The sequence below is a fragment of the Micromonospora sp. SD19 genome (assembly GCF_054462275.1).
In genome coordinates this window covers 141,189-168,133 of sequence record NZ_JBTLMN010000006.1, presented here as the reverse complement: position 1 = coordinate 168,133, position 26,945 = coordinate 141,189, and the positions used below count along the sequence as shown (strand labels likewise).

Sequence of the window (26,945 nt, the reverse complement as noted above, 5' to 3'; positions counted from 1 at the left end):
GGACGCCGGTCACCCGCCGGGGCGGACCACCCCGTTCTCGTACGCGAAGACCACTGCCTGCACCCGGTCACGCAGGCCGAGTTTGGCCAGCACCCGACTCACGTGCGTCTTCACCGTCGCCTCGCCCAGGTGGATGGTCGTGGCGATCTCGGCGTTGCTCGACCCGGCGGCGAGCAGCATCAGCACCTCCCGCTCGCGCGGGGTCAGCTCGGCCAACGCGGCCTCGGCGTCCGGGCCCCGGTGGGCGGTGCCTGTCGGGTCGCCGGGTCGGGCGAAGGTGGAGATCACCCGGCGGGTGATCTCCGGAGCGAGCAGACCGTCGCCCCTGGCCAGCACCCGGATCGCCTCGACCAGCTCCTCCGGCGTGCCGTTCTTGAGCAGGAAGCCGCTGGCCCCGGCCCGCAGCGCGGCGAAGAGATAGTCGTCGCGGTCGAAGGTCGTGAGGATCAGCACGGCCGGCCCACCGGGCCCGTCGGCGGTGATCTGCCGGGTGGCCTCCAGGCCGTCCATCCCGGGCATCTCCACATCCATGAGTACGACGTCCGGGCGGGTGGCCCGGGCCATCGCGACGGCCCGTTCGCCGTCGGCGGCCTCACCGACCACCTCGATGTCGTCCTCCACCTCCAGGATGACCCGGAAGCCGGTACGGACCAGGTGCTGGTCGTCGGCGAGCAGGACCCGGACCGTCGGGCCGGTGTCCGGTGTGTGGTGTGCCGCCGCGCTCATGCCGACGGCCCCGCGCCGGCTGCCGCCTGCTGCCTGTCGCTCGGCCTCGGCTGCGGGCTGATCGGGGCCGCCAGGGGGAAGCGGGCGCGTACCCGCCAACCGCCGCCGGCCCGCGGCCCGGCCTCCAGGTCGCCGTCGTGGGCGCCGACCCGTTCGCGCATCCCGATCAGTCCCAACCCGACGCTGTCGGCCCGGCCGCCGCCCCGTCCGTCGTCGGTCACGTCGACCTCCACCTCGCGGGCCAGGTAGCGGACCCGCACGTCCAACAGGTTCGCTCCGGCGTGCTTCAGGGTGTTGGTCACCGCCTCCTGCGTCACCCGGTAGGCCGCCTGCGAGACGGACGCGGGCAACGTGACAGCGTCGCCGTACACCCCGAGGGTGGTCGTCAGCCCGGCGGCGCGCGCCCGCTCGACGAGTTCGTCGATCCGCTCCAGGCCGCCGGCCGTCGGCGGCGCGGCGTCGGTCCCGGCGGTGGTCCGCAGCACGCCGAGCATCCGACGCAGCTCGTCGACGGCGGTGCGGGCGCTCTGCTCGATGGCGGTCAGTGCCGTGCGGGCCTTGCCCGGGTCGCGGTCGAAGACCCGGCGGCAGGCGGATGCCTGCACGCCCATCACCGACACGTGATGGGCCACCACGTCGTGCAGCTCCCGCGCGATCCGGACCCGTTCGCCGAGCACCGCCCGCTCCCGGGCCTCGGCCTGCGACCGGCGCAGGTCCTCGGCCTGGGTGCGCAGTTCGTGTTCGCGCCGCGCGGCCACCCACGCGGTCTCGCCGAAGAAGTACGCGAAACCGAACACCAGCACGTTGAGCAGGACGCCGGTGACCATCGCGGCGAGCACCGGCGGCACCGGTCCGACCGCACCGGCGAAGGCATCCGCCGGAATGTGGTCGATCATCACCGCGTAGTAGACCCCGAGCCAGGCGAACATCGTGGCGATCACCCCGACTCGCAGTCGGCGCGACAGCTGGCGGTCCTGCCCCCAGGCGCCGACGGTGTAGATGGCGCAGAACAGGGCCCAGGGGGAGAACTGCGTCTCGGGTGCCGATCGTGCCTGCGCGGCGATGAACATCACCGCGACGACCAGCAGGGTGGCGGCCGGCCACCGTCGTCGCCAGATCAGCGGCAGGGTCACCGCGACGGTCCAGAACAGTTGCTCCGGCCCGGACGGCGGCGGGCCCAGCAGGAACGCCCCAGTGCTGCGGGCCAGGGTGAGGCTCACCAGGGCCAGCCCGGTCATCCCCAACCCGAGCCACAGGTCGTTGCGGCGCTGCTCGGCCGTTGGACCGGGGCGGTGCCATTCCCCCTGCGGTGCGGCGGTCATCCGAGAACGATGCCACGTGCCCGCCCGGGCGGGGTCGGCGGGCGGGTCACTGCCGGCCAACGGGCGGGCGGCCCGGCGCGGGGTACGCGCCGGGCCGCCGTCTGAGGGTGTCGCTCACGCCGTCTGGCGTCGGGTCTTGATCGCGGTGTCGATCAGGTCCCAGACCACCACCACTGCCGTTCCCACCGCGATCGCCGCGCCGAGGAGGTTTCGGTTGTCGGCGTCCGCCAGCCAGCTCAGCCGCTCGCCCAGGGCCGGGTTGAGCAGCCGGTCGGAGAGCGCCAACCACACCAGCGGCACGGAGAACGCCAGGTTGAGCAGCACCTTGGTGCCGAAAAGAGGCCAGGTCCAGCGTCCGATCCGGTACTTGACGATCTCGAAGATCACGCTGGCGACCAGCACGACGATCAGCGCCGGCAGCCAGAACGACCAGAGAGCCGGGTCGAGGATCGCGATGTTCTCGCCGTCGGTGCCGCGCACCCAGGACTGGAAGTGCTGGATGGGCAGGTACGCGATGGTCGCCACCAGCATGACCACCGAGGCGATGGTGTCGGCGAGCGGGATGCCCCGGTGCACCGGGGCGTCGGGCAGCTGGTCGACCGTCCAGTCCGGCAGGTTCACCGGCGTTTGGGAGCGCTCGATGATGGCGAAGGTCAGGGTGAGCCAGAAGGCGATCTGCACCGCCACCTGCAGGGCGACGACGAGGCCCGGACCGATGGCCCCGAAACCTTTCCCCTCGGCCGCCTCGACGATGGTGACGATCGTGCCGACGAGCGCCGGGATGAAGCTGAGCAGCAGTTTCAGCAGCCGCAGCCAGACCAGGTAGTAGGTCGGGCCGATGAGCTGGAGTCGACGGTCGGCGTACCGGGCGGCCAGCACGTCCGGGTTGCCCAGCTCGGTGAGCACCTCCCGCTCGGCGGTGGTGGCGTCCTGCCCGCCGTCGGTCCGACCCTCGATCATGTCCTCGATGGAGGCCCGCAGCTCGCTGGCGATCTCGTCGCGGCGCTGGGCGGGCACCGAGCGCAGGGTGGCGGCGAGGTAGCGGTCGGTCAGGGTGTTCATCGGTCCACTCCTTGGATCAGCCCGGTGATGGAGGTCTGCACGGCGGCGAGGTCGTCGAGCAGCCGGCTCAGCATCGACTCGCCCTCGTCGCTGGTCCGGTAGAACTTGCGCGGCCGGCTCTCCGCGGTGTTCCACTCGCTGGTCAGCAGCCCCTGGTCCTCCAGGCGGCGCAGCAGCGGGTAGAGCGTGTTGGCGTCGACCGGGAAGCCGTGGTCGGTGAGCCGTTGCAGCAGTGCGTAGCCGTAGTCCGGCCGGCGGAGCGCGACCAGGCTGGCCACCACGACGGTGCCTCGACGCAACTCCTGCAGGTGCGTCCGTAGAACATCCTCGCTAACCATGTGTCACACCATACTGTGTGCCACACACTAATGTCTAGCCCGACATCATCGTGTCCGCCCAACCTCCGAATCGGGCCGAGCGGCGACGCGGGGCGCCCGGTCGACACCGGACGCCCCGCGGGTGGGTCGAATCAGCAGGATCCGCCCTGCCGGAAGTTCCGCTCGACGAAGCTGGCCGGGCCGACCTGGAAGTAGCCCACCCCCGGCCGGATCGGGTGCCCGGTGAACAACTCCACCCGCGACCCGACCCGCACCAGGTACGCCTCGGCGTCCCCCGCGTCGTTGCGGATCAGCGACCCCCGTCGGCCGTAGATCGCCTCCAACTCGGCGAACGACATGCCGACACCGGCGCCGGCGGGAGATCGCGGCGGGTTGGTGGCCGTACCCACCTCCACCAGGCGCCCGTCGCGGAAGGCCAGCAGGAGCACACCCGCCCAGGAACCGGTGGCTCCGGCGTGCACCACCGGGCCGCAGCCCGACGCGGTCCAGTCGATGTGCCCGTTCGCGGTGAGCGCCGCCAGGCTGGCGCCGATGCGGTACACACCGGCGCCACGCACGCTGAGCACCTGCGGGTGGCTGTGTCCGACGGCGGCGGCGAGCGGACCGCGCGCCGACGCGGGCGCGGTGCCGCCGACCGGGGGCGCGGCGGTCGCCGGACCGGCGACCGTCGCCGGGACGAGCGTGCCGAGCGCCAACGCGGCGGTGGTGAGGAGGATCGCGGGACGGTTCATGACGGCTCCTTCGGTGCGGGGTCTCCTGCCCTGTTAGTCACCGCGCCCGGGCCAACGGTTCGTCGAGATCGCGAACCGCCCGGTCTACTGTGCAGAGAAACGCCGACCGACCGCGCTGGCCGGGGGTGAGACGGTGACGGCTCCACTGCGGATCGGGCCCTACGCCATCGAGCGACTGCTCGGCGTCGGTTCGTTCGCGACGGTCTGGCTGGGTTACGACCGGGCGCTCGACGCGCACGTGGCGATCAAGGTGCTGGCCGAGAACTGGAGCCACGACCTACGCGTCCGGGAACGCTTCCTCGACGAGGCCCGGTTGCTGCGCCGGTTGGAGCACGAGCGGCTGATCCGGGTGCACGCCCTGGGTGAACTGCCCGACGGTCGGCCGTACGCGGTCCTGGCCTGGGCGGACGGGGGCAGCCTGCGGGACCGGCTGGCCGCCGGCGAGATCCCCGTGCCGGCGGCGTTGCGGCTGCTCGGCGAGGTCTGCGCCGGGGTCGCCGTGCTGCACCGGCACGGCGTCGTGCACCGCGATCTCACCCCCGGCAACATCCTGTTCCGCTGCGCCGGCCCCGACGGCGCGGAACAGGTGCTGATCGCCGACCTCGGTCTCGCCAAGGCGCTCGCCGCCGCCTCCGGGCTGACCGCCCGGGCCGGCACCCCGGGATACATGGCCCCCGAACAGGACGATCCGGGCGCGGTGGTCGACACCCGCGCCGACGTGTACGGGCTCGGCCGCCTCGGCATCCGGCTGCTGGCCGCCGACCCGACCGGAGCGAACCCGACCAGCCCCGATCCGCACCGGCGCACCCCGGGGCTCCGACTGCGGCACGACGTGCCCGCGGCGGTCGCGGCAGTGCTCGCCCAGGCCACCGCCCACCGCCCGACCGACCGCTACCCCGACGCCGCCACCCTGCACGCCGCGTTGACCCGTGCGAGCGACCCGGCGCGGTTGACCATCGCGACCGGTCCCGTACCGCGGCAGCCGCCACCGCGACCGGGGGCCCGCCGCCGGTTGCGGCTGGCCGGGGCCACGATGGTGGCCGTCGTCGCGGTGGGCGCGGTGGGCGCCGAGTCGGGTGGCGCCGGGTCGGCTCGGCCGGTCGGCGGCACGTACACGGCCGGGCCGCTGACCGTGGCGTTGCCGCCCGGCTGGTCCGCCACGGGTGCCACCTGGGCCGGTCAGTACGGTGCCGACGGCGAACCCGAACCAGCCCTGGTGATGTCGCCGCAACCGCGCCGGTGGGCCGTCGACCCTCGCCTGCCCGGCGCGTTCGTGGGCCTCTCCGCCAGCACGGCGGCACGCACCACGCCGGCCGGTTTCCTGGCCGAGCGGACGCACGGCGACTGCACGCCGGCACCGGCCCGGACCACCCGGCAGGCGGGCATCGAGTGGATCGTGGTGGCGTACCGCTGCGACCGGGACCGGCCGCAGATCATCGAGTCGGCCGCCCTGCACCCCGGCCGGGCCGCCCTGGTGTACGTGCAGCTCACCCCGCCAGCGCAGAGCGGACCCACCTTCGTGGACACCCTGCTCGCCGGGGTACGCCTGCGGTAGGTGCCGAACGCGCCCTAGCGGACCACCACTGTGACGGTGTGCTCCCGGTCGTTTTTGGGGATCGTCACGGCGACGGTGCCGGGGCGGACGAAGCGGATGTCCACCACGCCCGCCTCGTACTGCTGGGAGACCAACTCCGGGCGGTCCACGGTGACGAGGCCCGGCCCGATGCCCTGGATCCGCAGCACCGCGCCGGTGGCGAAGCAGAGCGACTTCAGCAGCTCGATCTCGGTCTCGGCGAGCGGCAGGTCGTAGCGGACCGCGCCCAGACAGGCCGGCGTCGTGTCGGTCGGCGGGGGAGTCGTTCGGGGCGTACCCATGGTCCTGCTGGGGGTTGGCGGTGCGGCGGCCGGGCGCGTGCTGGTCGGCGGCGGTCGCGACGGCGACCCGGTGGGCGCGGGGATCGCCGTGCTCGCCGGGATCGGGGAGGGGGTCGGCGTCGAGCGGGTCGGGGCGGGCGGTTGGACGGGCAGCGGCGAGACGGCGTCGGTGCCGCAGGCGGCGACCCCCACCGTGGCCGTGAGGATCACGACGAGCCGGCGCAGCGATCGCGGGTTCATTCGGCGTCGAGTCGTTGGCGGACCTGCCGCCGGGCCAGGTGCAACCGGGACTTCACGGTGCCCACCGGCACGTCGAGCAGGGCGGCGATCTCCGGGTAGCTCAGCCCCAGGACGTCGCGCAGGGCGACCACCTCGGCGAGGTCGGGGTGGACCGCGTCGAAGGCGTCGAGCAGGTCGAGGCGGGTGCCCGCGATCACGCTGGTCCGCCGGGGGTCGGCCTGGTCGGGCAGCGGCACGCCGCCGGCCTCCAGTCGGCAGCGGCGGCGCAGCGTGCGGTACGTGGAGCGGGCCCGGTTGGCGGTCAGCCGGTGCAGCCAGGTGCGGAACGAGGAGCGCCCCTCGAACCGGGTGATGCTGCCGGCCAGCGCCAGCAGGGCGTCCTGGCAGGCTTCCTCGGCGTCCTCCCGGTTGGGCAGGAACCGGGCGCACAGCCGCAGCACCTCCGGGCGCACCGCGACCAGCAGGGCGTTCAGCGCGGCCGGGTCGCCGTGCGCGGCGGACCGGGCCAGCGCGTCGATGTCGTCCGCGTCGGGCATGCCGGGTGTCCAATGCTCGCCGGTGCCGATCCCCGGAGCGTACGACCGCCGCCGCCGTAGTGGCCCCGTACCGTCCGGCACCCGACGCGAACCGGCACCCGACGCGAACCGGCGCCCTACTCGAAGCGGGACACGTCCCCGGCGCCCCGGCGCAGAATCTCCGGCTCGGGCCCGGACAGGTCGATCACCGTCGTCGGCTCCATGCCGCAGTCGCCGGCGTCGAGCACCGCGTCGAGCTGGTGGTCGAGCCGTTCCTTGATCTCCCAGCCCTGCGTCATCGGCTCCTCGTCGCCGGGCAGGACCAGCGTGCTGGACACCAGCGGCTCGGCCAGCTCGGCCAGCAGCGCCTGGGTGACGACGTGCCTTGGCACCCGCACGCCGACGGTTCGCTTCTTCGGGTGCAGCATCCGGCGGGGCACCTCGCGGGTGGCCGGCAGGATGAACGTGTAGCTGCCCGGGGTGGACGCCTTCACCAGCCGGAAGACCGAGTTGCTGATCTGCACGAACTGGCCGAGCTGCGCGAAGTCGTGGCAGACCAGGGTGAAGTGGTGCCGGTCGTCGAGGTGCCGGATCTGCCGGATGCGGTCGAGTCCGTCCTGGTTGCCCAGCTGGATGCCGAGCGCGTAGCAGGAGTCGGTCGGGTAGGCCACCAGCCCACCGCCGCGGATCAGGTCGGCGACCTGGCCGATGACCCGGGGCTGCGGGTTCTCCGGGTGCACGTCGTAGTACCTCGCCATCCTGGAGAGCCTAGGCCCATCCGGGGACGATCAGGAGACGAGGGCCACCCTCGGCGCGGACGGTGGAGCCGCCGAGATCACCTCGGTAGGGTAGGTCCCGGTCGGCTCCGACCAACAAGATCCACACCGCCGGGGGGCGCCACGCATGGCTGATTCGTTCGCGCATCTGCACGTGCACACCGAGTACTCGATGCTCGACGGAGCGGCCCGACTGAAGGACCTGTTCGCCGAGGCCAAGCGGCTGGGCATGCCCGCTGTGGCGATCACCGACCACGGCAACATGCACGGCGCGAACGACTTCTACAACCAGGCGATGGCCGCCGGGATCACCCCGATCCTGGGCGTCGAGGCGTACGTGGCGCCGGAGTCGCGCTACCACAAGGCGCGGGTCAAGTGGGGTCGCCCGGAGCAGAAGAGCGACGACATCTCCGGTAACGGCGCGATCACCCACAAGACGATGTGGGCGAAGAACGCGCAGGGCCTGAAGAACCTCTTCACCCTCAACTCGCGCGCCTCCATGGAGGGGCACTACGTCAAGTGGCCCCGGATGGACATGGAGCTGATCGCCGAGCACGCCGAGGGGATCATGGCCACCACCGGCTGCCCGTCCGGCGCGGTGCAGACCCGGCTGCGGCTGGGTCAGTTCGACGAGGCGCTCAAGGTCGCCGCCAGCTACCAGGACATCTTCGGCAAGGAGAACTACTTCCTGGAGATCATGGATCACGGCCTCTCCATCGAGAGCCGGGTCCGCGAGGGGCTCACCGAGATCGCCCGCAAGCTGGACATCCCGCCGGTGGTCACCAACGACTCGCACTACACCCACGAGGCCCAGGCCACCGCCCACGACGTGCTGCTCTGCGTGCAGACCGGCAGCAACATCGACGACCCCAACCGGTTCCGGTTCGAGGGCGGCGGCTACTTCATCAAGAGTGCCGACCAGATGCGCGCCGTGGACTCGTCCGAGCTGTGGCAGGAGGGCTGCCGCAACACCCTGCTGGTCGCCGAGAAGGTCGACCCGAAGGGCATGTTCGAGTTCCACAACCTGATGCCGCGCTTCCCGGTGCCCGAGGGTGAGACCGAGGAGTCCTGGTTCCGCAAGGAGACCTTCGCCGGCCTGGGCCGCCGCTACCCGAACGGCATCCCGGAGGGGCACGTCGTCCAGGCGGAGTACGAGCTGGGCGTCATCAACCAGATGGGCTTCCCGTCCTACTTCCTCGTGGTCGCCGACTTCATCCAGTGGGCGAAGAACCAGGGCATCGCGGTGGGTCCGGGCCGTGGTTCGGCCGCCGGCTCGCTCGTGGCGTACGCACTGGGCATCACCGACCTGGACCCGATCCAGCACGGCCTGATCTTCGAGCGGTTCCTGAACCCCGAGCGGGTCTCGATGCCGGATGTCGACATCGACTTCGACGAGCGCCGGCGCGGTGAGGTGATCAAGTACGTCACCGACAAGTGGGGCGAGGACAAGGTCGCCCAGATCGCGACCTTCGGCACGATCAAGGCGAAGGCCGCGATCAAGGACTCGGCCCGGGTCCTCGGCTTCCCGTACGCGGTCGGCGACCGGATCACCAAGGCCATGCCGCCGGCGGTGATGGGCAAGGACATCCCGCTCACCGGCATCTTCGACAACAAGCACCCCCGCTACGCCGAGGCGGGCGAGATCCGCGGCCTGTACGACTCCGACCCGGACGTCCGCAAGGTGATCGACACCGCCAAGGGCATCGAGGGGCTGATCCGGCAGACCGGTGTGCACGCCGCCGGCGTCATCATGTCCGCCGAGCCGATCATCGAGCACATCCCGTTGATGCGCCGCGACGCCGACGGGGCGATCATCACGCAGTTCGACTACCCGACCTGCGAGTCGCTCGGGCTGCTGAAGATGGACTTCCTCGGCCTGCGCAACCTGACGATCATCGACGACGCGGTCAAGAACATCGAGCTGAACCACGGTCTCAAGCTCGACCTGCTGGCCCTGCCGCTGGACGACAAGGCCGCGTACGAGCTGCTGGCCCGCGGTGACACCCTCGGCGTGTTCCAGCTCGACGGTGGGCCGATGCGGTCGCTGCTGCGGTTGATGAAACCGGACAACTTCGAGGACATCTCCGCCGTCCTGGCCCTGTACCGGCCCGGCCCGATGGGTGTCGACTCGCACACCAACTACGCGCTGCGCAAGAACGGCCTGCAGGAGATCACCCCGATCCACCCGGAGCTGGAGGAGCCGCTGCGGGAGATCCTGGCGCCCACCCACGGCCTGATCGTCTACCAGGAGCAGGTGCAGCGGGCCGCGCAGATCCTCGCCGGTTACAGCCTCGGTCAGGCGGACCTGCTGCGCCGGGCGATGGGTAAGAAGAAGAAGGAGATCCTCGACAAGGAGTTCATCCCGTTCCGGGACGGCTGCCGCGAGCGCGGCTACTCCGACGAGGCGATCCAGGCCGTCTGGGACGTCCTGGTGCCGTTCGCCGGCTACGCGTTCAACAAGGCGCACTCCGCCGCGTACGGCCTGGTCTCCTACTGGACCGCGTACCTGAAGGCGCACTACCCGGCCGAGTACATGGCCGGGCTGCTGACCAGCGTCGGCGACGACAAGGACAAGATGGCGCTCTATCTGGCCGAGTGTCGCCGGATGCGCATCCAGGTGCTGCCACCGGACGTGAACACCTCGGCCGGGCCGTTCACGCCGGTCGGCAAGGACATCCGCTTCGGTCTGGCCGCGGTGCGCAACGTCGGCGCGAACGTGGTCGCCTCGATCATGCGCTGCCGGGAGGAGAAGGGCGACTACACCGACTTCTACGACTTCCTGTCCAAGGTGGACGCGGTGGTCTGCAACAAGAAGACCATCGAATCGCTGATCAAGGCGGGCGCGTTCGACTCGATGGACCACCCCCGCAAGGGCCTGCTCGCGGTGCACGCCGACGCGATCGACGCGTACGCCGACGTCAAGCGCAAGGAGGCCGTCGGCCAGTACGACCTGTTCGGCGCCGGCTTCGGTGACGCCGACACCGGCAGCACCACTGTGATGCCGACCATCGGCGACAGCGAGTGGGACAAGCGCGACAAGCTGGCCTTCGAACGGGAGATGCTCGGCCTGTACGTCTCCGACCACCCGCTGTTCGGCCTGGAGCACATTCTCAACGCGGCGGCCGACACCACCATCGCCTCGCTGGCCGAGGAGGGGGCGGTGCCCGACGGGGCGGTCGTCACCCTCGCCGGCATTCTCTCCGGGGTGCAGCGCCGGGTCACCAAGCAGGGCCGGGCCTGGGCGTCGGCCACCCTGGAGGACCTGGCCGGCGGGGTGGAGACGCTGTTCTTCCCCAACACCTACGAGGTGATCGGGCAGTACATCGCCGAGGACGCCATCGTGGTGGTCAAGGGTCGGGTGGACCGCCGCGACGACACCCCACGGATCATGGCGATGGACATGTCCATGCCGGACGTCAGCACCAGCGCCACCAACAAGCCGGTCACCCTCACCATCCCGGTGCACCGGTGCACACCACCGCTGGTGGAGAAACTCAAGGAAACCCTGGTGCTGCACCCGGGTGACACCGAGGTGCACGTCAAGCTGCAGAACGGCGGGCGTACCACCACCCTGCGGCTGGGGCCGTTCCGGGTGGCGCCGACGACCGCCCTGATGGGTGACCTGAAGAGCGTCCTCGGCCCGGCCAACGTGAGCTGACCGGGCCTCGGCCCGCCGGCGTGAGCTGACCGGGGCCTCGGCCCGGCCGGGCGTTCGTCCGACCGGGCCGGGGACACCGCCGGGCTCAGCCCCGGTCGGGGGCGCTGATCTCCCGCAGTTGGCCGTCGGCCAGCCGCAACCAGCGCTGCACGCCGATCTCCGCGAGGAACCGTTCGTCGTGGCTGACCACCACGAACGCCCCCTGGTACGCGGCGAGCGCGCTCTCCAACTGACCGACGCTGACCAGGTCCAGGTTGTTCGTCGGCTCGTCGAGCAGCAGCAGTTGCGGTGCCGGTTCGGCGCAGAGCACACAGGCGAGGGTGGCGCGTAGCCGCTCGCCACCGGAGAGCACCCCGACGGGCAGGTTGACCCGGGCGCCCCGGAACAGGAACCGGGCGAGCAGGTTCATCCGCCTGGCGTCCGGCAGGCTCGGCGCGTACGCGGCGAAGTTCTCCGCCACCGTACGGTCGAGGTCCAGCAGGTCCAGCCGCTGCGACAGGTACGCGATCCGCCCGTCGGCCCGCCGGATGTCGCCGCCGGCCGGTTCCAGGTCGCCGGTGACCAGGCGCAGCAGGGTGGACTTGCCGACGCCGTTCGCCCCGGTGAGCGCGATCCGTTCCGGCCCCCGGATCACCAGGTCCGCGCCGTCGCCGCCGAACAGGTCCCGGTCGTCGAAGCGGGCCCGCATCCCCTGGCCGGAGAAGACAGTGCGCCCGCCCGGGACGCTGGTGTCCGGCAGGTCGACCGTGATCCGGTCCTCGTCGCGTACCGCCCGCCCCGCCTCGTCGAGTCGGGCCTTGGCCTGCCCGAGCCGGCCGGCGTGCGTCTCCTGCGCCCTGCCCGCCGACTCCTGCGCGCTGCGCTTGAGACCGCCGGCCACGATCCGGGCCAGACCGGCGTTCTTCAGGTTCTTGGCGGCGTTGCTGGCCCGCCGGTCGGCGCGCTCCCGGGCCTGCTGCATCTCCCGCTTCTCCCGCTTGACCTCCTGCTCGGCGTTGCGCAGGTTGCTCTCGGCGACCTCCCGCGCCGCCTGCACCGCCTCGGTGTACGCGGTGAAGTTGCCCCCGTACCAGCGGATCTCGCCCCGGTCCAGCTCGGCGATGCGGTCCATCCGGTCCAGCAGTTCCCGGTCGTGGCTGACCAGCAGCAGGCATCCGGACCAGCCGGTGAGCACGTCGTAGAGCTTGTGCCGGGCGTCCAGGTCCAGGTTGTTCGTCGGCTCGTCGAGCAGCAGCACGTTCGGGCGGCGCAGCAGTTGCGCCGCCAGGCCGAGGGAGACCACCTGACCGCCGCTGAGGGTGTGCAGCCGCCGGTCGAGCGACAGTTCACCCAGGCCGAGCCGGTCCAACTCCGAGCGGGTGCGCTCCTCGATGTCCCAGTCGTCGCCGATGGTGGCGAAGTGTTCCTCGCTCGCGTCGCCGGCCTCGATGGCGTGCAACGCCGCGACCCGCTCGGCCACGCCCAGCACCTGCGCCACGCTCAGGTCACCGGCCAGGGGCAGCGTCTGCGGGAGGTAGCCGAGCAGGCCGTCGACGGTGACGCTGCCACCGCTGGGCCGCAGCTCCCCGGCGATCAGCCGCAGCAGGGTGCTCTTGCCGGCGCCGTTGGGCGCGACCAGGCCGGTGCGACCGCCCGGCACCGTGAAGGACAGGTCCGAGAAGACCGGGGTGTCGTCCGGCCACGAGAAGGACAGATTCGAGCAGACGATGAAGGCATCAGACATGGCGAGTGACCTCAGAGGGTGGGCTGGGCGTGCGTAAGCCGCCCGACGACGAACGGGAACGGTGGAACGACGTCATGGCCACCGCGGCTGCGGCTTACGCGCGCCGAACCGATGGCCGAACACATCCGGTCTCACCCGGAGATGTCGTCGTCACCCGCCATGTCTGGTCTCCCTGGTCGTATCGCCAACCTAACTCCGTCGAGTCTAACAACGGATCTTCCGCGCGCCACCGGGTTCCCGGGCCGCCAAGCCCGGTGGCGGCGCGCCTCGCCAAGATCCGCGCAACATCGGGGATGTTGCTGCTTCGCGCCCGCCGGAGGCAGCAATATCGGGGAACTTGCTCGGATCTTGGCGAGGTCTGCGGTCCCGCGGATGCGCGGCCATGTTCAGCGGGGTCGGTATTCGACCTCGGGGCGGCCGGGGGTGCCGTATCGGGGGGTGCGCGCGGCCCGGTCGACGGTCACCAGGTACTCCAGATAGCGGCGGGCGGTCACCCGGGAGATGCCGGTCAGCGCGCTCACCTCGGTCGCGGACAGCCCGGCCGCCGCGCGGGTGCCGTCGGTGAGGGCGGCGCGTACCCGATCAAGGGTCTGCGCGTCGAGCCCCTTCGGCAGGCTGTGCCCGGCGGTGCCGCGCAGGGTGGCGAACATCTGGTCCACCTCGTGCTGGGCGGCGACCTCGCCGTCGGCGAGCGCCTGGGCGCGGTAGTCGGCGTAGCGCTCCAGCTTGTCGCGGAACGCGGCGAACGTGAACGGTTTGAGTAGGTAGTGGGTCACCCCGAGGGACACGGCGGTGCGCACCACCGCCAGGTCCCGCGCGGACGTCACGGCCAGCACGTCCACGCTGCTGCCGGCCGCCCGCAGCGCCCGGCACACGTCCAGGCCGTGCAGGTCGGGCAGCCGAAAATCCAGGAGTACGAGGTCCACGCCGCCGCCGTGGTCGGCGCGCAGGGCCGCCATCGCCGCCCGCGCGGTGTGCGCCACCCCGACCACCACAAAACCCCGAACCCGTTCGGTGTACGCGGCGTGCGCCTCGGCCAGCAGCGGCTCGTCCTCGACGACGAGCACCCGGATGTCGGTCATGACCGCTCGATCCGGCTCGGCAGCCGGACGGTGAACCGGCTGCCGCCGTCGTCCGAGCGATCCACCTCGGCGCTGCCGCCGTGCCGGCGCACCACCTGCCCGACCAACGCCAGGCCGAGGCCGCGGCCGGTGCTCTTGGTGGACCAGCCGCGCCGGAACGCGTCGGCGACCCGCTCCGGTGCCAGCCCGGGGCCGCTGTCGGCGACCCGGACCACCAGTTCGTCGTCGGCCGCGCCGACGAAGACGCGTACGCGGCGGGGCGCCGGGGTGCCGGCCACCGCTTCGAGCGCGTTGTCGACCAGGTTGCCGACCACGGTGAGCAGGTCAGCGGTCGGCAGCGGGCTGTCGTCGAGGCGGCAGTCCGGTTCGACGATCAGGTCCACTCCGCGCTCGCCGGCCTGCGCGGACTTGCCGAGCAGCAGGGCCGCGAGCGCCGGTTCGGTCACCGCGCCGACCACCCGGTCGGTCAGTTGCTGGGCGAGGGCCAGGTCGCGGGTGCCGAGCCGGACGGCCTCCTCGGTGCGGCCCAGCTCGACCAGGGTCAGCACGGTGTGCAGCCGGTTGGCCGACTCGTGGGTCTGCGCCTGCAACGCCTCGGTCAGCGCCCGCACCGAATCCAGCTCACTGGCCAGGGTGCGCAGCTCGGTCTGGTCGCGCAGGGTCAGCACGGTGCCGAGCGCCGAGCCCTCGAAGCGGGCGGTCCGCTGGTTGGCGACGAGCACCCGGTCACCGGCGAGGATCGGCTCGTCGCGGGCGTCGCGCCCGGAGTCGAGCAACTCGGCCGCCGCGGGCGGCAGGTCGATCCCGGCCACCGGCTGATCGATCACCGGCGCGTCCGCGTCGAGCCCCAACAGTCGGCGGCCCTCGTCGTTCACCAGCGCCACCCGACGATCGGTGGTGAGCACGACGAGACCTTCCCGCACCGAGTGCAGAACGGCGTCGTAGTACTCGTACATCCGGGTCATCTGCGCCGGCCCCAGACCGTGCGTCTGGCGACGCAGCCGGCGGCTGAGCAGCCAGGAGCCCGTCGCGGCGAGCGCCAGAGCCGGCGCGGCCACCCCGAACAGCACCGGCAGTTGGCCGAGCAGCTTACGGTCGATGGCCCGGGTGGTGATGCCCACCGAGACCAGACCGACGATGTTCCGCTGCTCGTCGTACACGGGAACGACAGCGCGCACCGACTCGCCGAGCGTGCCGACGTTCGTGGTGGTGAAGGGGTGGCCGGCCAGGGCGGGCCCGATCTCGCCGACGAACGGCTGGCCGATGCGCTCGCGGGTGGGGTGTGAGAAACGGGTGCGGTCGGGGGCCATCACCACCACGAAGTCGGTGCCCGTGGCCAGCCGGGTCGATTCGGCGTACGGCTGCAGGATGCTGGCCGGATCGGCGGTGGTGAGGGCGGCGCGGACGTCGGGGGAGCGCGCCACCGTCTGCGCCACCGCGAGCACCTCCTCCTGCGCGGCCTGGCGGGAGTCGCTGCGGGCCAGCCAGACGGCGCCCGCCGCGCCGGCCAGCACCAGCAACGTCACCACCATCGCCTGGAGGGCGAAGAGTTGCCCCGCGATGCTCCACTGGCGTCGGGCCACCTCCACCACCTCCTCGTCGCGCCGCCGTTGCTGCCATCGCGGTGAACAGAATGACCGCAAGGCTGTCAACGGGTGAGACGCGCTTCACATTGTCGACATGGACACCACCACATCCGCCACCACCCCGGCGCCGGCGGTCCGCCGGGACCGTACCCGTTACCTGTATCTGGCCGTCATCGTGGCCGTCGTCGCCGGCATCGTGGTCGGCCTGGTCGCCCCCGATTTCGGCAAGGAACTCAAGCCGATCGGCACCGGCTTCGTCAACCTGATCAAGATGATGATCAGCCCGGTCATCTTCTGCACCATCGTGCTCGGCGTCGGCTCGGTCCGGCAGGCCGCGAAGGTTGGCAAGGTCGGCGGCCTGGCCCTCGGCTACTTCCTGACCATGTCGACGGTCGCGCTCGCCATCGGCCTGGTCGTCGGCAACCTCATCCACCCCGGCTCCGGCCTGAACCTCGGCCCGGACCTCGCCGGCTCGGGCAAGGCCGCCGCCGGTGACGAGGCCGCCGGTACCGCCGACTTCCTGCTCGGGATCATCCCGACGACGCTGCTCTCCGCCCTCACCGAGGGCAAGGTGCTCCAGACGCTGCTGGTCGCCCTGCTGGTCGGGTTCGCCGTCCAGGCCATGGGACAGCGGGGTGAGCCGGTGCTCAGCGCCATCACCGTCATCCAGCGGGTCGTCTTCAAGGTCCTCGCCATGATCATGTGGCTGGCGCCGATCGGCGCGTTCGGCGCGATGGCCGCCGTGGTCGGCGCGACCGGCATGGACGCCCTCAAGAGCCTCGCCCAGATCATGGTGGGCTTCTACGTCACCTGTCTGATCTTCGTGCTGGTCTTCCTGGGCGCGCTGCTGTGGTTCGTGGCCCGGATCTCGATCTTCTCGCTGCTGCGTTATCTCGGCCGGGAGTTCCTGCTGATCCTGTCCACCTCGTCGTCGGAGTCGGCGCTGCCGCGGCTGATCGCCAAGATGGAACACTTCGGCGTGAGCAAGCCGGTCGTCGGCATCACGGTGCCGACCGGCTACTCGTTCAACCTGGACGGTACGGCGATCTACCTGACCATGGCGTCGCTGTTCATCGCCGACGCGCTGGGCAAGCCACTCGCTGTTGGCGAGCAGATCTCGCTGCTGCTGTTCATGATCATCGCCTCGAAGGGCGCCGCCGGAGTCACCGGTGCCGGGCTGGCCACGCTGGCCGGCGGCCTCCAGTCGCACCGACCGGACCTCGTCGACGGGGTCGGACTGATCGTCGGCATCGACCGGTTCATGTCGGAGGCGCGGGCGCTGACCAACTTCGCCGGCAACGCGGTGGCGACAGTGCTGGTGGGAACCTGGACCGGCGAGTTCGACCGGGACCGGGCGGTCGGGGTGCTGAGCGGCAACGACCCGTTCGACGAGGCCACGATGGTCGACGAGCACGACGACGCGGCGCCGCGCCCCGACGAGAGGGAGACCGCGCCGGCCGGAGCGTCGGCCTGATGCACGGACGTGGACCGGGCTTCGCGGTGGCCCCGGCCGCCGTGATCCCGGTCCGCGCCGTGTTCTCCGGTCCGCGCCGTGATGCCGGTCCACCCCGTGATCTCGGTCCACGTCGTGATCTCGGTCCGCGCCGTGATCCACTCCGCTTTCTGAATATCGGGGTATCCGAACGGCCCCGACACCGCGCTTTCCTGAAATCCGAGTCGATCTCCGGGCGGCGGGCGGCGATCTCCGGGCGGCGAGCGGCGGGAGCGGGCGGCAAGGGCTGGATGGCGGCGGTGTCAGCGTCGGCGTGCGCGCCACATCGTGTGTTCCCGGGAAATCGCCGTCTCCGTGTCATTCACGAACCGCGACAGTTCGGCTTCCGTACTGATCCGGGTGGCCAGTGACCCCATGGCGGCAAGCTCCTGGCTGGCCAGCGCGTAGGCGGTCGCCACCGCGCCGTGTTGCCGCGTCTGGGTCCAGGCCGCGCCGGCCGCGACCGCCGCGGCGGCCACCCCGAGCAGGTCGAGGTCCGTCAGTCCGGCAGCCCTCGACACGGCCAGGGTCACCCCGACGATCTCCAGCACGAGCATGGTCACCGACCAGCGGGTCGCCCGCGCCCGGTTCGCCAGTGACCGTTCGGCGTACCAGGCCCGCTGGGCCTCGAGACGGCCGACCAGGTACGCGGCGCGGCGCTCCTCAAGGGGGGTGGCGCGCAGCGCACGCATTCCGTCAGTGATCTGTTGCCCGGCCACCGCGGGAGCCGCCAACCCGGCGGCCGACATGTCCCCGGTCAGGCCCAACAATCGGTTGGTGAATTCCTGAACGCTGTCCGATTCGCTCTGCGATCGGGGAAAAGGGTCAGCCGCGACGGTGAATCGCCAGGTGAGTGATTTGATGGATTCGGAGAGGGCCCTGCCGACGTACCACCGTTCATTCGGACGATTGGTGAGGAGAAAGACCTCGACGATCGAGGTGGCGGCGAACGCGCCCGCCGCCAGCGCCGGGCCGAGGGCGAAATTGTCGAGCTTCCAGGTGGCGACTCCCGCGACAGCGGCCACCAGGAGCAGGGACAGCCGCAGCGCGACAAGGGTGGCGTACACGCGTTGGCCGCGCTGCGACTCATCGGACACGGCGCGCTGAAACGGGGGAAGATCCTCGGCCTTCAGCATGTCGTTGACCCTCTCGACAGAACATCCAGGACATCGACAGTCGGACGCCAGCCGCTGTAGACAGTAGACACCCCTGTCCACCCCCACTCCCACCCCCCACTCCCACCCGTCACCCCTGGTGATCAAGAGGTTTGCGTCACGACACACCGGGATGGATGACGGAAAGCTCTTGATCACCAGGGCGGTGGACGTCGATCCGGGTGGGGGCGGGGATGATGTGGGGGTGGAGATTGGGGAGGCACTGAGGTTGGCCCGGTCGCAGTTGTGGTCGGACCGGGCCCGCGCCGGGCGTCACCTGAGCGCTGTCGTTGGGCGGGAACCGGTGGACACCGTGGTGCGGAGCCTGCTCCTCGACAGCGCGAACACCGCGGTCACCGACGCCACCGCCGAGGAACTGCTGCGGCGTCGTGACGCAGCCGGCCTGCGTCTCATCGCGGCAGCGTGGCATGTCGCTGAGCCGGAGCAGGGGGATCATCTCACCGGTTGCCTGAGCGCCGCCTTCTTCGAGCTCGCCTGCGCGGAGCCGGAGGACCGGATGCGTTTTCGCGCCGTGCTCCGGAGTCTGCGGGACGATCCCGACCCGGATGTTCAGGCCGGTGCCCGAGACCTGCTTGATCGAGTCGCACAAGCGCTACCGGACTGAGAGGCAGCAGGCGGCGCCGGGCCGTTCGGGGTTCATGAGGTGACGGGGTGCGGCGTGGCGGTCGTGTCGCAGGGGGTGCCGATGCCGAGGTTGACGCGGTCGGTCCGGCCGTCCGACGTCACGATCAGCGGTACGCAGGCGACCTGCGCGACCCAGGCGCCGCCGACGAAGGCCAGCCACTGCGCCTGCCCACCCTCGGGAGGGCAGGCGTGCACCGTGACGGTCGCCGCGGGTGCGCCGGTGCCGCCCCACCCGAGCCGGGCCCTGTCCTGCCAGCCCGGTGCCACCCGCAGGTCGACGACGGTGCCGGCGCGGACGACGAGCCCCCATTTGGCGAACAGCCGCGCCGCCGGATCGGCCTCCCCGGAATCGCCCGCCGACAGCACCGGGGTGTCGGGCACCGCCACATCCTCGCCCACCAACCGGTAGCCGGCCGGCGGCGTCGGCAGCGCGTCGACCGATGGCGTGCACGGCAGCCCGGCACCGCTGGCACCGGTGGCCGGCGCCGACCGGTCGGCCGGAGTTGCCCGATCAGCCGGCGCCCGGTCGGCCGGCGCTGAGGTGGGCTGGCGCGGGTCACCTGCCGACGTGCAGGCGGACAGGACCACCGCCAGGCACAGGCCGGCCACCCCGGCCGCGGCGCGTCCGGTCCGGCGCTCCGCAGAATTCGAATTCATTCGATATTTATAGCAGGAGGCCGATATACGCGTTGGTAACATCGCGGTGGGCGACACCGCTCGTACCAATAGCGGAAATGAACGATCGGTAACCAGTCGATCTTGCGTGTGACATATCCAACTGTCGCTTTTCCAGCCGCCAGAAGAATTGGGTACGTAAACCAGGGCAGGTACCTTCCTGTCGTGCCAGACGCCTCTCGACAGTTGATTGCCGATCGCTATCGGCTGGTCCGTCCGCTCGGCCAGGGCGGGATGGGCCGCGTGTGGCAGGCCCGCGACGAGATGCTGCAGCGCGACGTCGCCATCAAGGAGTTGGTGGCACCGCCCGGCCTGCACGACGACGAACGTCGGGAGATGCGCGAACGGTCCATGCGTGAGGCGCGGGCCGTCGCCCGTCTGGGCCACCCCAATGTGGTACGCGTCTTCGACGTGCTGCACTCCGGCGGCGACCCCTGGATCGTGATGGAGCTCGTGCCGTCCCGGTCCCTGCAACAGGTGCTCGAAGCTGAGGGGCCGATGTCGGCGGACCGCGCCGCCCGGATCGGGCTGGGCATCCTGGGCGCGCTGCGGGCCGCCCACCGCGCCGGTGTGCTGCACCGGGACGTCAAGCCGGCCAACGTGCTGCTCGCCGACGACGGCACTGTGGTGCTGACCGACTTCGGTCTGGCCACCCTCCCCGGCGACCCACGGATGACCCAGACCGGAATGGTGCTCGGCTCGCCGGCGTTCCTCGCACCCGAGCGGGCCACCGACGGCGACGTGGGGCCGGCGGCCGATCTGTGGTCGCTGGGCGCCACCCTCTACGCGGCCGTCGAGGGACGTACCCCGTACCACCGCTCGTCTCCGATCGCCACGCTGGCGGCCCTGGCCACCGAACCGCCACCGCCGGCGCGACGGGCGGGTCCGCTGACCCCACTCCTGGAGGGACTGCTGCGCCGGGAGCCGGGTCAACGGATCAGCGCCGAGGAGGCGGACCGGCTCCTGCGCCAGGCCGCCACCCCGGATGTGCCGGCGACTGAGGTGAGCGGGGCCGACGGCGGACCGCTGACCCGGATCACCACCGCCACGGCCGACCTGCCCCGTCCGACGATCGTGCCCGAGTTCGTCCCCGCCGAACCCGGTCCGCCCGCGTCGCCGGCCGTTCCCGACGCGTCCGACGCCCCCGCGGCACCGACTGTCAATGCCGCGCGGGCTGCCCCAACGTCGCCCGCCGCGCCGGCTGCCCCAACGTCGCCCGCCGCGCCGGCTGCCCCAACGTCGCCCGCCGTCGCTGCCGCGCCCATGTCGCCGGCGGTGCCCCCGTCACCCGCTGCCGCCCCGGTGCCCGGGAAGGGTCGTCAGCGTCGGGCGCGGCTGATCGGGTCGATCGGGGCCGCCGTGCTACTGGTCGTCCTGCTGGTGGCCGCGTCAGTGCTCAAGGGCGGGATGTTCGGTGACCCGGGTGCCGACGACGTGGCGGCGCCGGACGTGCACCCGTCGCCGGTCGCCGAGACGCCGGTGTCCAGGGTGCTGCCACCGCCGCCGGCGGGTTGGCGCTACTACCGTGACGATCCGCGCTTCCTCGTACCGGTGCCGGACGGCTGGCAGGCCCGGCGCGACGGTGAGCGCGCCGTGTTCCGCGAGCCGGACGGCAGTCGCGTGCTCGTCGTCGACGAACTCCGGTCCGTCCCCGCGGACCCGCTCGCGCAGCTGCGGGCGCGGGAGACGGCACAACGCGGCCGGTACGCCGAGTATCGGCAGGTCCGGCTCGACGCGCTGCGCTACCAACTGCGGGCCGCCGAGTGGGCGTGGACGTACACCGACCAGGACGGCACGCCGATGCACACGTCGAGCCGGGTGTTCGTCGGCCACAACGGGCACGCGTACTCGATCGACTGGACCACCTCGGCGGCCGAATGGTCCGCGAGCGAGGCCGTCCTCGCGCTGATCACGGATGGTTTCCAGGGCCTACCCGTCGCGGGTGCCCCGCCGTCGCGCGCCGCCAGCGCGCCGCCGTCGGCCAGTGCGCCGCCGCCGTCGCCGAGGACGGGCAGCGGAACGACCACCGCTGGGGGAAACCAGGCGCCGCCGTCCGCTCCGCCACCGTCTCCGACGAAGAGCAGCCCGCCCGCCGGCAAGCAGATCTCCAGCTTCGCCAGTGACCGCTGCATCGACATTCCGGAGGGCAACGCCTACGCCGGCGCGCGACCGCAGATCTGGGACTGTCGACGGACCGCGAAGCAACTGTGGACGTTCCCGTCGGACGGCACCGTCCGCTCGATGGGGATGTGCCTTGATGTCGCCGGCCACTCCACCCAGGACGGGGCGTACGTCATCCTGGCCGAGTGCTCCGGCGCGTCGTCGCAGAGGTTCACCCTCAACAAGGCGTACGACCTGGTGAACACCAAGGCGGACAGGTGCGTCGACGTGGTCGACTCGAACCCGGACAACGGCGCCCGGTTGCAGATCTGGCAGTGCACCGGCAACGCCAACCAGAAGTGGCGGGCCAGCTGAGCGCTGACGGCGGGGGCGGCGGTGGTTACGGTCGTGGATGCCACGCCTTCCCGACCGTCCGAGGAGTGATCGCATGCCCCCCTCTCCGTCCCGGCTCTTCGCGGAGATAGCGACCGCCGAACGACCGGCCGAGACCAGAGTCGTCATGCGACGTGCGGTGGTGCTCGGTGGCAGCATGGCCGGGTTGCTGGCGGCCCGGGTGCTCAGCGATCACGCCGAGGAGGTGCTGATCGTCGAACGGGACCCGTCCGACGTCGACGCCGGGCCACGGCCGGGGGTGCCGCAGGGCAGTCAGGTGCACGCGTTGCTGCCCGCCGGTCAGGTCCAGTTGGAGCGCTGGTTTCCCGGCATCGCCGACGAGGCGCTCGCGCTCGGCGCTCCGCCGCCGCCGCGCGACCCGGGCACGGCGAAGGTCTTCGTGAACGGCATGTTGGGCCTGCCACCCGCGGCGACCGGCACCGGGCCGGCGCTGATCACCACGCGTCCGTTCCTGGAGGCGCTGGTCCGGCGGCGCACCCTCGCCGTCGACAACATCCGGATGGTGTACGGCCGGGCGGAGGGCCTGCTCTTCGACGAGCGGCGGGTCACCGGCGTCCGGTACGTGCCCGAGGGCGGCACCGAGCCCGTCGTCGAGGCGGCCGACCTGGTGGTCGACGCGATGGGACGGTCCAGCCGGTTGAGCGACTGGCTGGCCGAGCACGGGTGGCCGCGTCCGCCCATGCAGCGCATGCCGATCAAACTGAACTACGCCACGGCGCTCTTCAGGCGCGACGAGAAGGTCAGCGACGCGTGGGTGGCGGTCTTCCACACCATGGCGGGCAGGGGGCGTACCGCCCGGATCGGTGGCATCAACTCGGTCGAGGGGGACCGCTGGATCATGCTGGTGGCCGGCTACGACGGTGACCGGCCCAGCCGCGACGTCGCCGACTTCACCGCCCGCTGCCGGGAGCACTACCCACAGATGTTCGGTGACATCGCCGAACACGGGGAGATGCTCGGCGGGGTGGTCACGTACCACCAGGCCGACAGCCGACGCCGCGACTTCCACAAGCTCGACCGCCTCCCCGCCGGGCTGGTCGCCGCGGGCGACGCGGTCGCGTCCTTCAATCCGGTGTACGGCCAGGGCATGACCTCCGCGACGCTGCACGCCTCCTGCCTGTCCAGGTACCTGCGATCCGGGCCGAGGCCGCACGACGAGCCGGCGCGGGCGTACTTCGACCAGGTCCGGGTGGTGGTCGACGCGGCCTGGCAGATCTCCACCACCGCCGACATCGAGCTGCCGCACGTCGACGGGCCGTACCCGCCCGGCTACAAGGTCACCAAGTGGTTCGGGGACCTGCTCTTCCGGGCGTCGCTGACCGACCCGGTGCTCAACGCCCGGCTGGGTCGGGTCACCACCATGCTCGACCATCCGGCCGCCCTGAGCCGCCCCGGCACCCTGTTGCGGGCTCTCCGGCTCGGTCTGCTGGGCAGCTCCCGGCGATGATTCGCCGGTAACCCGCCGCCCGTGGCGGGGCGCGGTGGAGAATGGTGGGCCGGGGAGGGCTGCTGCGACGGACCGGGGGAGCGGTAGTGCTCGGAACCAGCCTCCTTGGCCGGCTTCGCCGCCGTGACCCGGGTGACGTCATCCTGCGACGCGCGGCACGACTGACGCTCGTCGCGTCGGTCGTCTTCTTCGGCTGCCGCTACGGTGCGGGCAACTCCACCCTCGCCACGTACGGGTTGTTCGGCACGATCGCCGCCGGGTCGTTCGCGAAGCTGCCGGGTCCGGCGCCGCAGCGGGCGCGGATCCTCGTGCTGTCACTACCGGTGGTGTGGGCGCTGATCGCGGTGGGCTCGTTCCTGGCGTGGAGCACGTGGGCGGCCGCCGGCGGCATGCTCGTCGTCGGGTTCGTGGTGGCGTTCGCCGGGGTCGGCAACCCGCGCCTGGTGGGGTTGGCGAGCGCGTTCCAGCTCTTCTACATCCTGGCGTCGTTCCCGCCGTACCAGCCGGGCACCCTGCCGGCCCGACTCGGCGGGGTGACGCTCGCCGTCGTGCTGCTCGCCGCGGCGGAGGTCGTCCTCTGGCCCGACCCGGTGCCGGTCTCCTACCGGCAGCGCCTCGCCGCGGCGGCGGACGGCCTCGCCGCCTTCCTCGACGACACCGCCGCCACGTTGACCGACCCGCACACCGCCGGGGCCGACCGGGACACTCGGCGCGCGCGGGCGTACGACGCGATGGCGGCGATCGAGCTGGGCCGTACCCCCGCGACGTGGGCGCCCACCGCGGCGGGCGCGCAGGACCGGGCGTTGCGGATCTGCGCCGCCGCGCTGCGGGAGGCGCTCGTCGAGGCGGACCGGCTGGCGGCGGACGCCCCGCCGGAGCCGATTCCGGACCTGGCGGCGGCGCGTCTGCTGCGCTCGTGCGCGGAGACGACCCGCGTCGCCGGCCGGAGCCTGTCGCCGGGTGCGCCGGCGGTGACCCTCGCCGACCTGGACGTCGCGGTCGCACGGGCCGAGGCGGCGTACCCCGTGGGAGCGGGCAGCGTCCGCGACACGCCGGACGTGCAGCGGTTGTGCCGCGACGCCACGGCGCTGGCCCTCGCCGACCAGGCGCGGGTCTTCGCCGTCGGTTGCCGGGTGGCCGCCGGGGCGCGGCTCGACGACCCGCACGCCTCCTCGGGGCTGTTCGAGTACGCCCGGCACAGCCCGTGGACGCTGTACTGGTGGCAGTTCCGCTCCCACCTGGCGCCGCGCTCGGCCCACCTGCACAGCTCACTGAGGCTGGCCGTGGCCCTGGCCATCGCCCGGGTGGCGGCCGGGGTGTTGCACCTGAACCACGGCTTCTGGGTGCTGCTGGCCACCCTCACGGTCCTGCGCACCTCGGCCGCCGACACCCGCACCGAACTGCGGCCGGCCGTGCTGGGCACGATCATCGGGGCGGTTGTCAGCGGCGGGGTGATGCTCGTCGTCGACGAACCGGTCGTCTACGCCGTCGTCCTTCCGATCACCCTGCTGCTGGCCCTGGGGGTTGGCCGCCTGCTCGGTCCGGTGTGGCAGCAGGCGCTGTTCACGGTCCTGCTGACTGTCGTCTTCGCCCAACTCGGCCCGGAAGGCTGGCGGCTCGCCGAGGCCCGCCTCGTCGACGTGCTGCTCGGTACGGTGATCGGCGTGCTCGCCGGGGTGGCGATGTGGCCGCGCGGCGCGGGCCACGACCTGCGGCACAACGCCGCCCGCTACCTGGCGGTCAACGCTGACGCCGTCGATCAGACGGTCCAGGCGGTGCTCGGCGCTTCGCCGCCACCCGACGCCGCGCTCGACCGGGTCCGCCGCCGGATGGTCCTGGTCGACGCGTCGTACTGGCAGTACCACTCCGAGCGGCACGATCCACGCCGGCGGCAGGTGAACTGGGGTGCCGTCCTGAGCGCCGGGCACCACGTCCTGCCCGGCGCACAGTCGCTGCTGCGCCGCAACCCGCCCGGCTGCCTCGCCGGCTGGCCCGAGGCGGCGGCGCTGCTGGCGGACTCCGCCGGCCGCCTGCGCTCGGCGTACGACACCCTCGCCGACGAGGTCGCCCACGGCCGGACAGCGGGCCCGGCACCGGTCTCGATGACCTGTGTCGACCAGCTGGACCGGATCCGTCCGCTGCTGCGCGGGGCCGACCTGCAGTCCGTCCGGCACCTGGTGGAGGTCGATCGGTGGCTCGCCGCTCTCGCCGACAGCCTCAGCCACATCCAGCGGCCCACCGCCGACGAGTCGGCCGGACGCCGCCGGGAGCCGTGAGGCCGCGGGTCGCGGATTGGCAGTCCCCGTCGCGCCGGGCTCGACATAGCGTCGAGGCATGGAGATCGAGCAGGCGCAGAAGCTGTGGCAGCCGGAGCCGGGCTGGTTGAACACCGCCAGCTACGGGCTGCCGCCGGAGCCGGCGTGGGCGGCGGTGCAGGAGGCCCTTACCGCCTGGCGGGTTGGTCGTACGTCGTGGGAGGGCTGGGGCGAGTCGACGCACCGGGCCCGGGTAGCGTTCGCCGGCCTGATCGGGGTGCCGGTCGGTGACGTGGCGGTCGGCGCGGCCGTGTCCCAACTCCTCGCGCCGGTCGCGGCGGCGCTACCGGCCGGTGCCACGGTGGTGGTCCCCGAGGTCGAGTTCACCTCGAATCTCTTCCCCTGGCTGGTGCAGCGGGAGCGGGGTGTCACGGTCCGTACGGTGCCGCTGGAGTCGCTGGTCGACGCCATCGACGCCGACACCGACCTGGTCGCGTTCAGCCTGGTGCAGTCGGCCGACGGGGCGGTCGCGGCGTACGACGAGATCGTGGCCGCGGCCCGCGCGCACGACGCGCTGGTGGCGGTGGACGCGACGCAGGCGTGCGGGTGGTTGCCGTTCGACGGCAGCCGGGCCGACGTGGTGGCGGTGGGCGGCTACAAGTGGCTGATGAATCCGCGGGGGACCGGGTTCGCCTATCTGGCGCCCGCGCTGCGGGAGCGGCTGCGCCCCGACGCCGCCGGCTGGTACGCGGGCGGCGACCCGCACGCCTCCTACTACGGTCCGCCGCTGCGGTTGGCCGACGACGCCCGCCGGTTCGACATCTCACCGGCCTGGTTCAGCTGGGTCGGCGCGGCGCCCGCCCTGGAGGTGGTCGCCGAGATCGGCGTGTCGGCGATCGGGGCGCACAACGTGGCACTGGCCAACCGGTTCCTGACCGGGCTGGGTCGGCCACCGGGGGAGAGCGCCATCGTCAGCGTGGACGTGCCCGACGCGCAGCAGCGCCTCGCGGCGGCCGGCATCCGGGCGGCGGTGCGCGCCGGCCGGGTCCGGGCCTCCTTCCACATCTACTCCACCGAGGCCGATGTGGACGCCGCTCTGACGGCGTTGACCGGCTGAGATCCGCCGTCG

At 72.1% G+C, this 26,945-nt stretch carries 21 protein-coding genes and 1 pseudogene; 9 read left to right on the top strand and 13 right to left on the bottom strand.

What is annotated here, in order from left to right:
* Positions 1 to 9 precede the first annotated feature (9 nt).
* The 5 genes from ACX27O_RS20870 to ACX27O_RS20850 all read right to left on the bottom strand — a co-directional run bounded on the left by ACX27O_RS20870 (position 10) and on the right by ACX27O_RS20850 (position 4,179).
* The gene (locus ACX27O_RS20870; RefSeq protein WP_030336898.1) at positions 10 to 726 is read right to left on the bottom strand and encodes a response regulator; all 717 of its coding nucleotides are present in this window, start codon (positions 724 to 726) and stop codon (positions 10 to 12) included.
* Positions 723 to 2,048, bottom strand: a complete 1,326-nt coding sequence (locus ACX27O_RS20865) for a sensor histidine kinase (RefSeq protein ID WP_030336900.1) — start codon at positions 2,046 to 2,048, stop codon at positions 723 to 725. The genes ACX27O_RS20870 and ACX27O_RS20865 overlap by 4 nt, the downstream gene beginning before the upstream one ends.
* A 114-nt stretch (positions 2,049 to 2,162) precedes the next feature.
* Positions 2,163 to 3,110, bottom strand: coding sequence for a permease prefix domain 1-containing protein (locus ACX27O_RS20860; protein WP_210866838.1), 948 nt, complete (start codon positions 3,108 to 3,110; stop codon positions 2,163 to 2,165).
* On the bottom strand, positions 3,107 to 3,448 hold the full coding sequence (locus ACX27O_RS20855; RefSeq protein WP_030336904.1) for a PadR family transcriptional regulator: 342 nt from the start codon (positions 3,446 to 3,448) through the stop codon (positions 3,107 to 3,109). The genes ACX27O_RS20860 and ACX27O_RS20855 overlap by 4 nt, the downstream gene beginning before the upstream one ends.
* 131 nt (positions 3,449 to 3,579) lie before the next feature.
* On the bottom strand, positions 3,580 to 4,179 hold the full coding sequence (locus ACX27O_RS20850) for a hypothetical protein (protein WP_030336907.1): 600 nt from the start codon (positions 4,177 to 4,179) through the stop codon (positions 3,580 to 3,582).
* A gap of 133 nt (positions 4,180 to 4,312) precedes the next feature.
* Between ACX27O_RS20850 and ACX27O_RS20845 the strand changes: the two genes are divergently transcribed.
* Positions 4,313 to 5,734, top strand: a complete 1,422-nt coding sequence (locus ACX27O_RS20845) for a serine/threonine-protein kinase (protein WP_458939933.1) — start codon at positions 4,313 to 4,315, stop codon at positions 5,732 to 5,734.
* Between the two features lie 14 nt (positions 5,735 to 5,748).
* Here ACX27O_RS20845 and ACX27O_RS20840 read toward each other — a convergent pair whose 3' ends face one another.
* From ACX27O_RS20840 to ACX27O_RS20830, 3 genes are all read right to left on the bottom strand, one after another.
* Entirely contained in the window at positions 5,749 to 6,294 is a 546-nt protein-coding gene (locus ACX27O_RS20840; protein ID WP_030336911.1) for a hypothetical protein, read from the bottom strand.
* Positions 6,291 to 6,830, bottom strand: a complete 540-nt coding sequence (locus ACX27O_RS20835) for an RNA polymerase sigma factor (RefSeq protein ID WP_030336913.1) — start codon at positions 6,828 to 6,830, stop codon at positions 6,291 to 6,293. Before ACX27O_RS20835 ends, ACX27O_RS20840 begins: the two co-directional genes overlap by 4 nt.
* Positions 6,831 to 6,946: 116 nt before the next feature.
* On the bottom strand, positions 6,947 to 7,567 hold the full coding sequence (locus ACX27O_RS20830; protein WP_030336914.1) for an L-threonylcarbamoyladenylate synthase: 621 nt from the start codon (positions 7,565 to 7,567) through the stop codon (positions 6,947 to 6,949).
* A gap of 145 nt (positions 7,568 to 7,712) precedes the next feature.
* On the opposite strand from ACX27O_RS20830, the gene dnaE reads away from it, so the two are divergent.
* Positions 7,713 to 11,243 (top strand): DNA polymerase III subunit alpha, encoded by a 3,531-nt coding sequence (dnaE, locus tag ACX27O_RS20825; protein WP_458939932.1) that lies wholly within the window; start codon positions 7,713 to 7,715, stop codon positions 11,241 to 11,243.
* An 85-nt stretch (positions 11,244 to 11,328) separates the two neighbouring features.
* On the opposite strand, the gene abc-f is transcribed toward dnaE, so the two are convergent.
* From abc-f to ACX27O_RS20810, 3 genes are all read right to left on the bottom strand, one after another.
* A complete protein-coding gene (abc-f, locus tag ACX27O_RS20820; protein WP_358136383.1) occupies positions 11,329 to 12,966 on the bottom strand; it encodes a ribosomal protection-like ABC-F family protein in 1,638 nt (545 codons plus the stop codon).
* Between the two features lie 386 nt (positions 12,967 to 13,352).
* Entirely contained in the window at positions 13,353 to 14,048 is a 696-nt protein-coding gene (locus ACX27O_RS20815) for a response regulator transcription factor (RefSeq protein WP_030336918.1), read from the bottom strand.
* Positions 14,045 to 15,631 carry a sensor histidine kinase gene (locus ACX27O_RS20810; protein WP_358126493.1) on the bottom strand — a complete coding sequence of 529 codons (1,587 nt, stop codon included), beginning with the start codon at positions 15,629 to 15,631 and terminating at the stop codon, positions 14,045 to 14,047. Before ACX27O_RS20810 ends, ACX27O_RS20815 begins: the two co-directional genes overlap by 4 nt.
* A 97-nt stretch (positions 15,632 to 15,728) precedes the next feature.
* Between ACX27O_RS20810 and ACX27O_RS20805 the strand changes: the two genes are divergently transcribed.
* Positions 15,729 to 17,108 (top strand): cation:dicarboxylate symporter family transporter, encoded by a 1,380-nt coding sequence (locus tag ACX27O_RS20805; RefSeq protein ID WP_358126496.1) that lies wholly within the window; start codon positions 15,729 to 15,731, stop codon positions 17,106 to 17,108.
* 281 nt (positions 17,109 to 17,389) lie between these two features.
* On the opposite strand, the gene ACX27O_RS20800 is transcribed toward ACX27O_RS20805, so the two are convergent.
* Positions 17,390 to 18,262 (bottom strand): DUF4231 domain-containing protein, encoded by an 873-nt coding sequence (locus tag ACX27O_RS20800; RefSeq protein WP_051708814.1) that lies wholly within the window; start codon positions 18,260 to 18,262, stop codon positions 17,390 to 17,392.
* A 322-nt stretch (positions 18,263 to 18,584) separates the two neighbouring features.
* Here ACX27O_RS20800 and ACX27O_RS20795 point away from each other — a divergent pair, with 322 nt between their 5' ends.
* Positions 18,585 to 18,905, top strand: a complete 321-nt coding sequence (locus ACX27O_RS20795) for a hypothetical protein (RefSeq protein WP_245233747.1) — start codon at positions 18,585 to 18,587, stop codon at positions 18,903 to 18,905.
* Positions 18,906 to 18,937: 32 nt separating this feature from the next.
* Here ACX27O_RS20795 and ACX27O_RS20790 read toward each other — a convergent pair whose 3' ends face one another.
* Complete coding sequence (locus ACX27O_RS20790; protein ID WP_358136390.1) at positions 18,938 to 19,582, bottom strand: hypothetical protein; 645 nt, start codon at positions 19,580 to 19,582, stop codon at positions 18,938 to 18,940.
* 183 nt (positions 19,583 to 19,765) lie between these two features.
* On the opposite strand from ACX27O_RS20790, the pseudogene ACX27O_RS20785 reads away from it, so the two are divergent.
* The 5 genes and pseudogenes from ACX27O_RS20785 to ACX27O_RS20765 form a co-directional block, all read left to right on the top strand.
* A pseudogene (locus ACX27O_RS20785) lies at positions 19,766 to 21,007 on the top strand (serine/threonine-protein kinase); the annotation flags it as partial.
* Positions 21,008 to 22,075, top strand: coding sequence for a ricin-type beta-trefoil lectin domain protein (locus ACX27O_RS20780; RefSeq protein WP_458940013.1), 1,068 nt, complete (start codon positions 21,008 to 21,010; stop codon positions 22,073 to 22,075).
* Positions 22,076 to 22,148: 73 nt separating this feature from the next.
* Positions 22,149 to 23,561, top strand: a complete 1,413-nt coding sequence (locus ACX27O_RS20775) for an FAD-dependent oxidoreductase (RefSeq protein WP_030336931.1) — start codon at positions 22,149 to 22,151, stop codon at positions 23,559 to 23,561.
* Between the two features lie 86 nt (positions 23,562 to 23,647).
* On the top strand, positions 23,648 to 25,837 hold the full coding sequence (locus ACX27O_RS20770; RefSeq protein ID WP_036412408.1) for an FUSC family protein: 2,190 nt from the start codon (positions 23,648 to 23,650) through the stop codon (positions 25,835 to 25,837).
* A 58-nt stretch (positions 25,838 to 25,895) separates the two neighbouring features.
* On the top strand, positions 25,896 to 26,933 hold the full coding sequence (locus tag ACX27O_RS20765; RefSeq protein WP_357638467.1) for an aminotransferase class V-fold PLP-dependent enzyme: 1,038 nt from the start codon (positions 25,896 to 25,898) through the stop codon (positions 26,931 to 26,933).
* Positions 26,934 to 26,945: the final 12 nt, after the last annotated feature.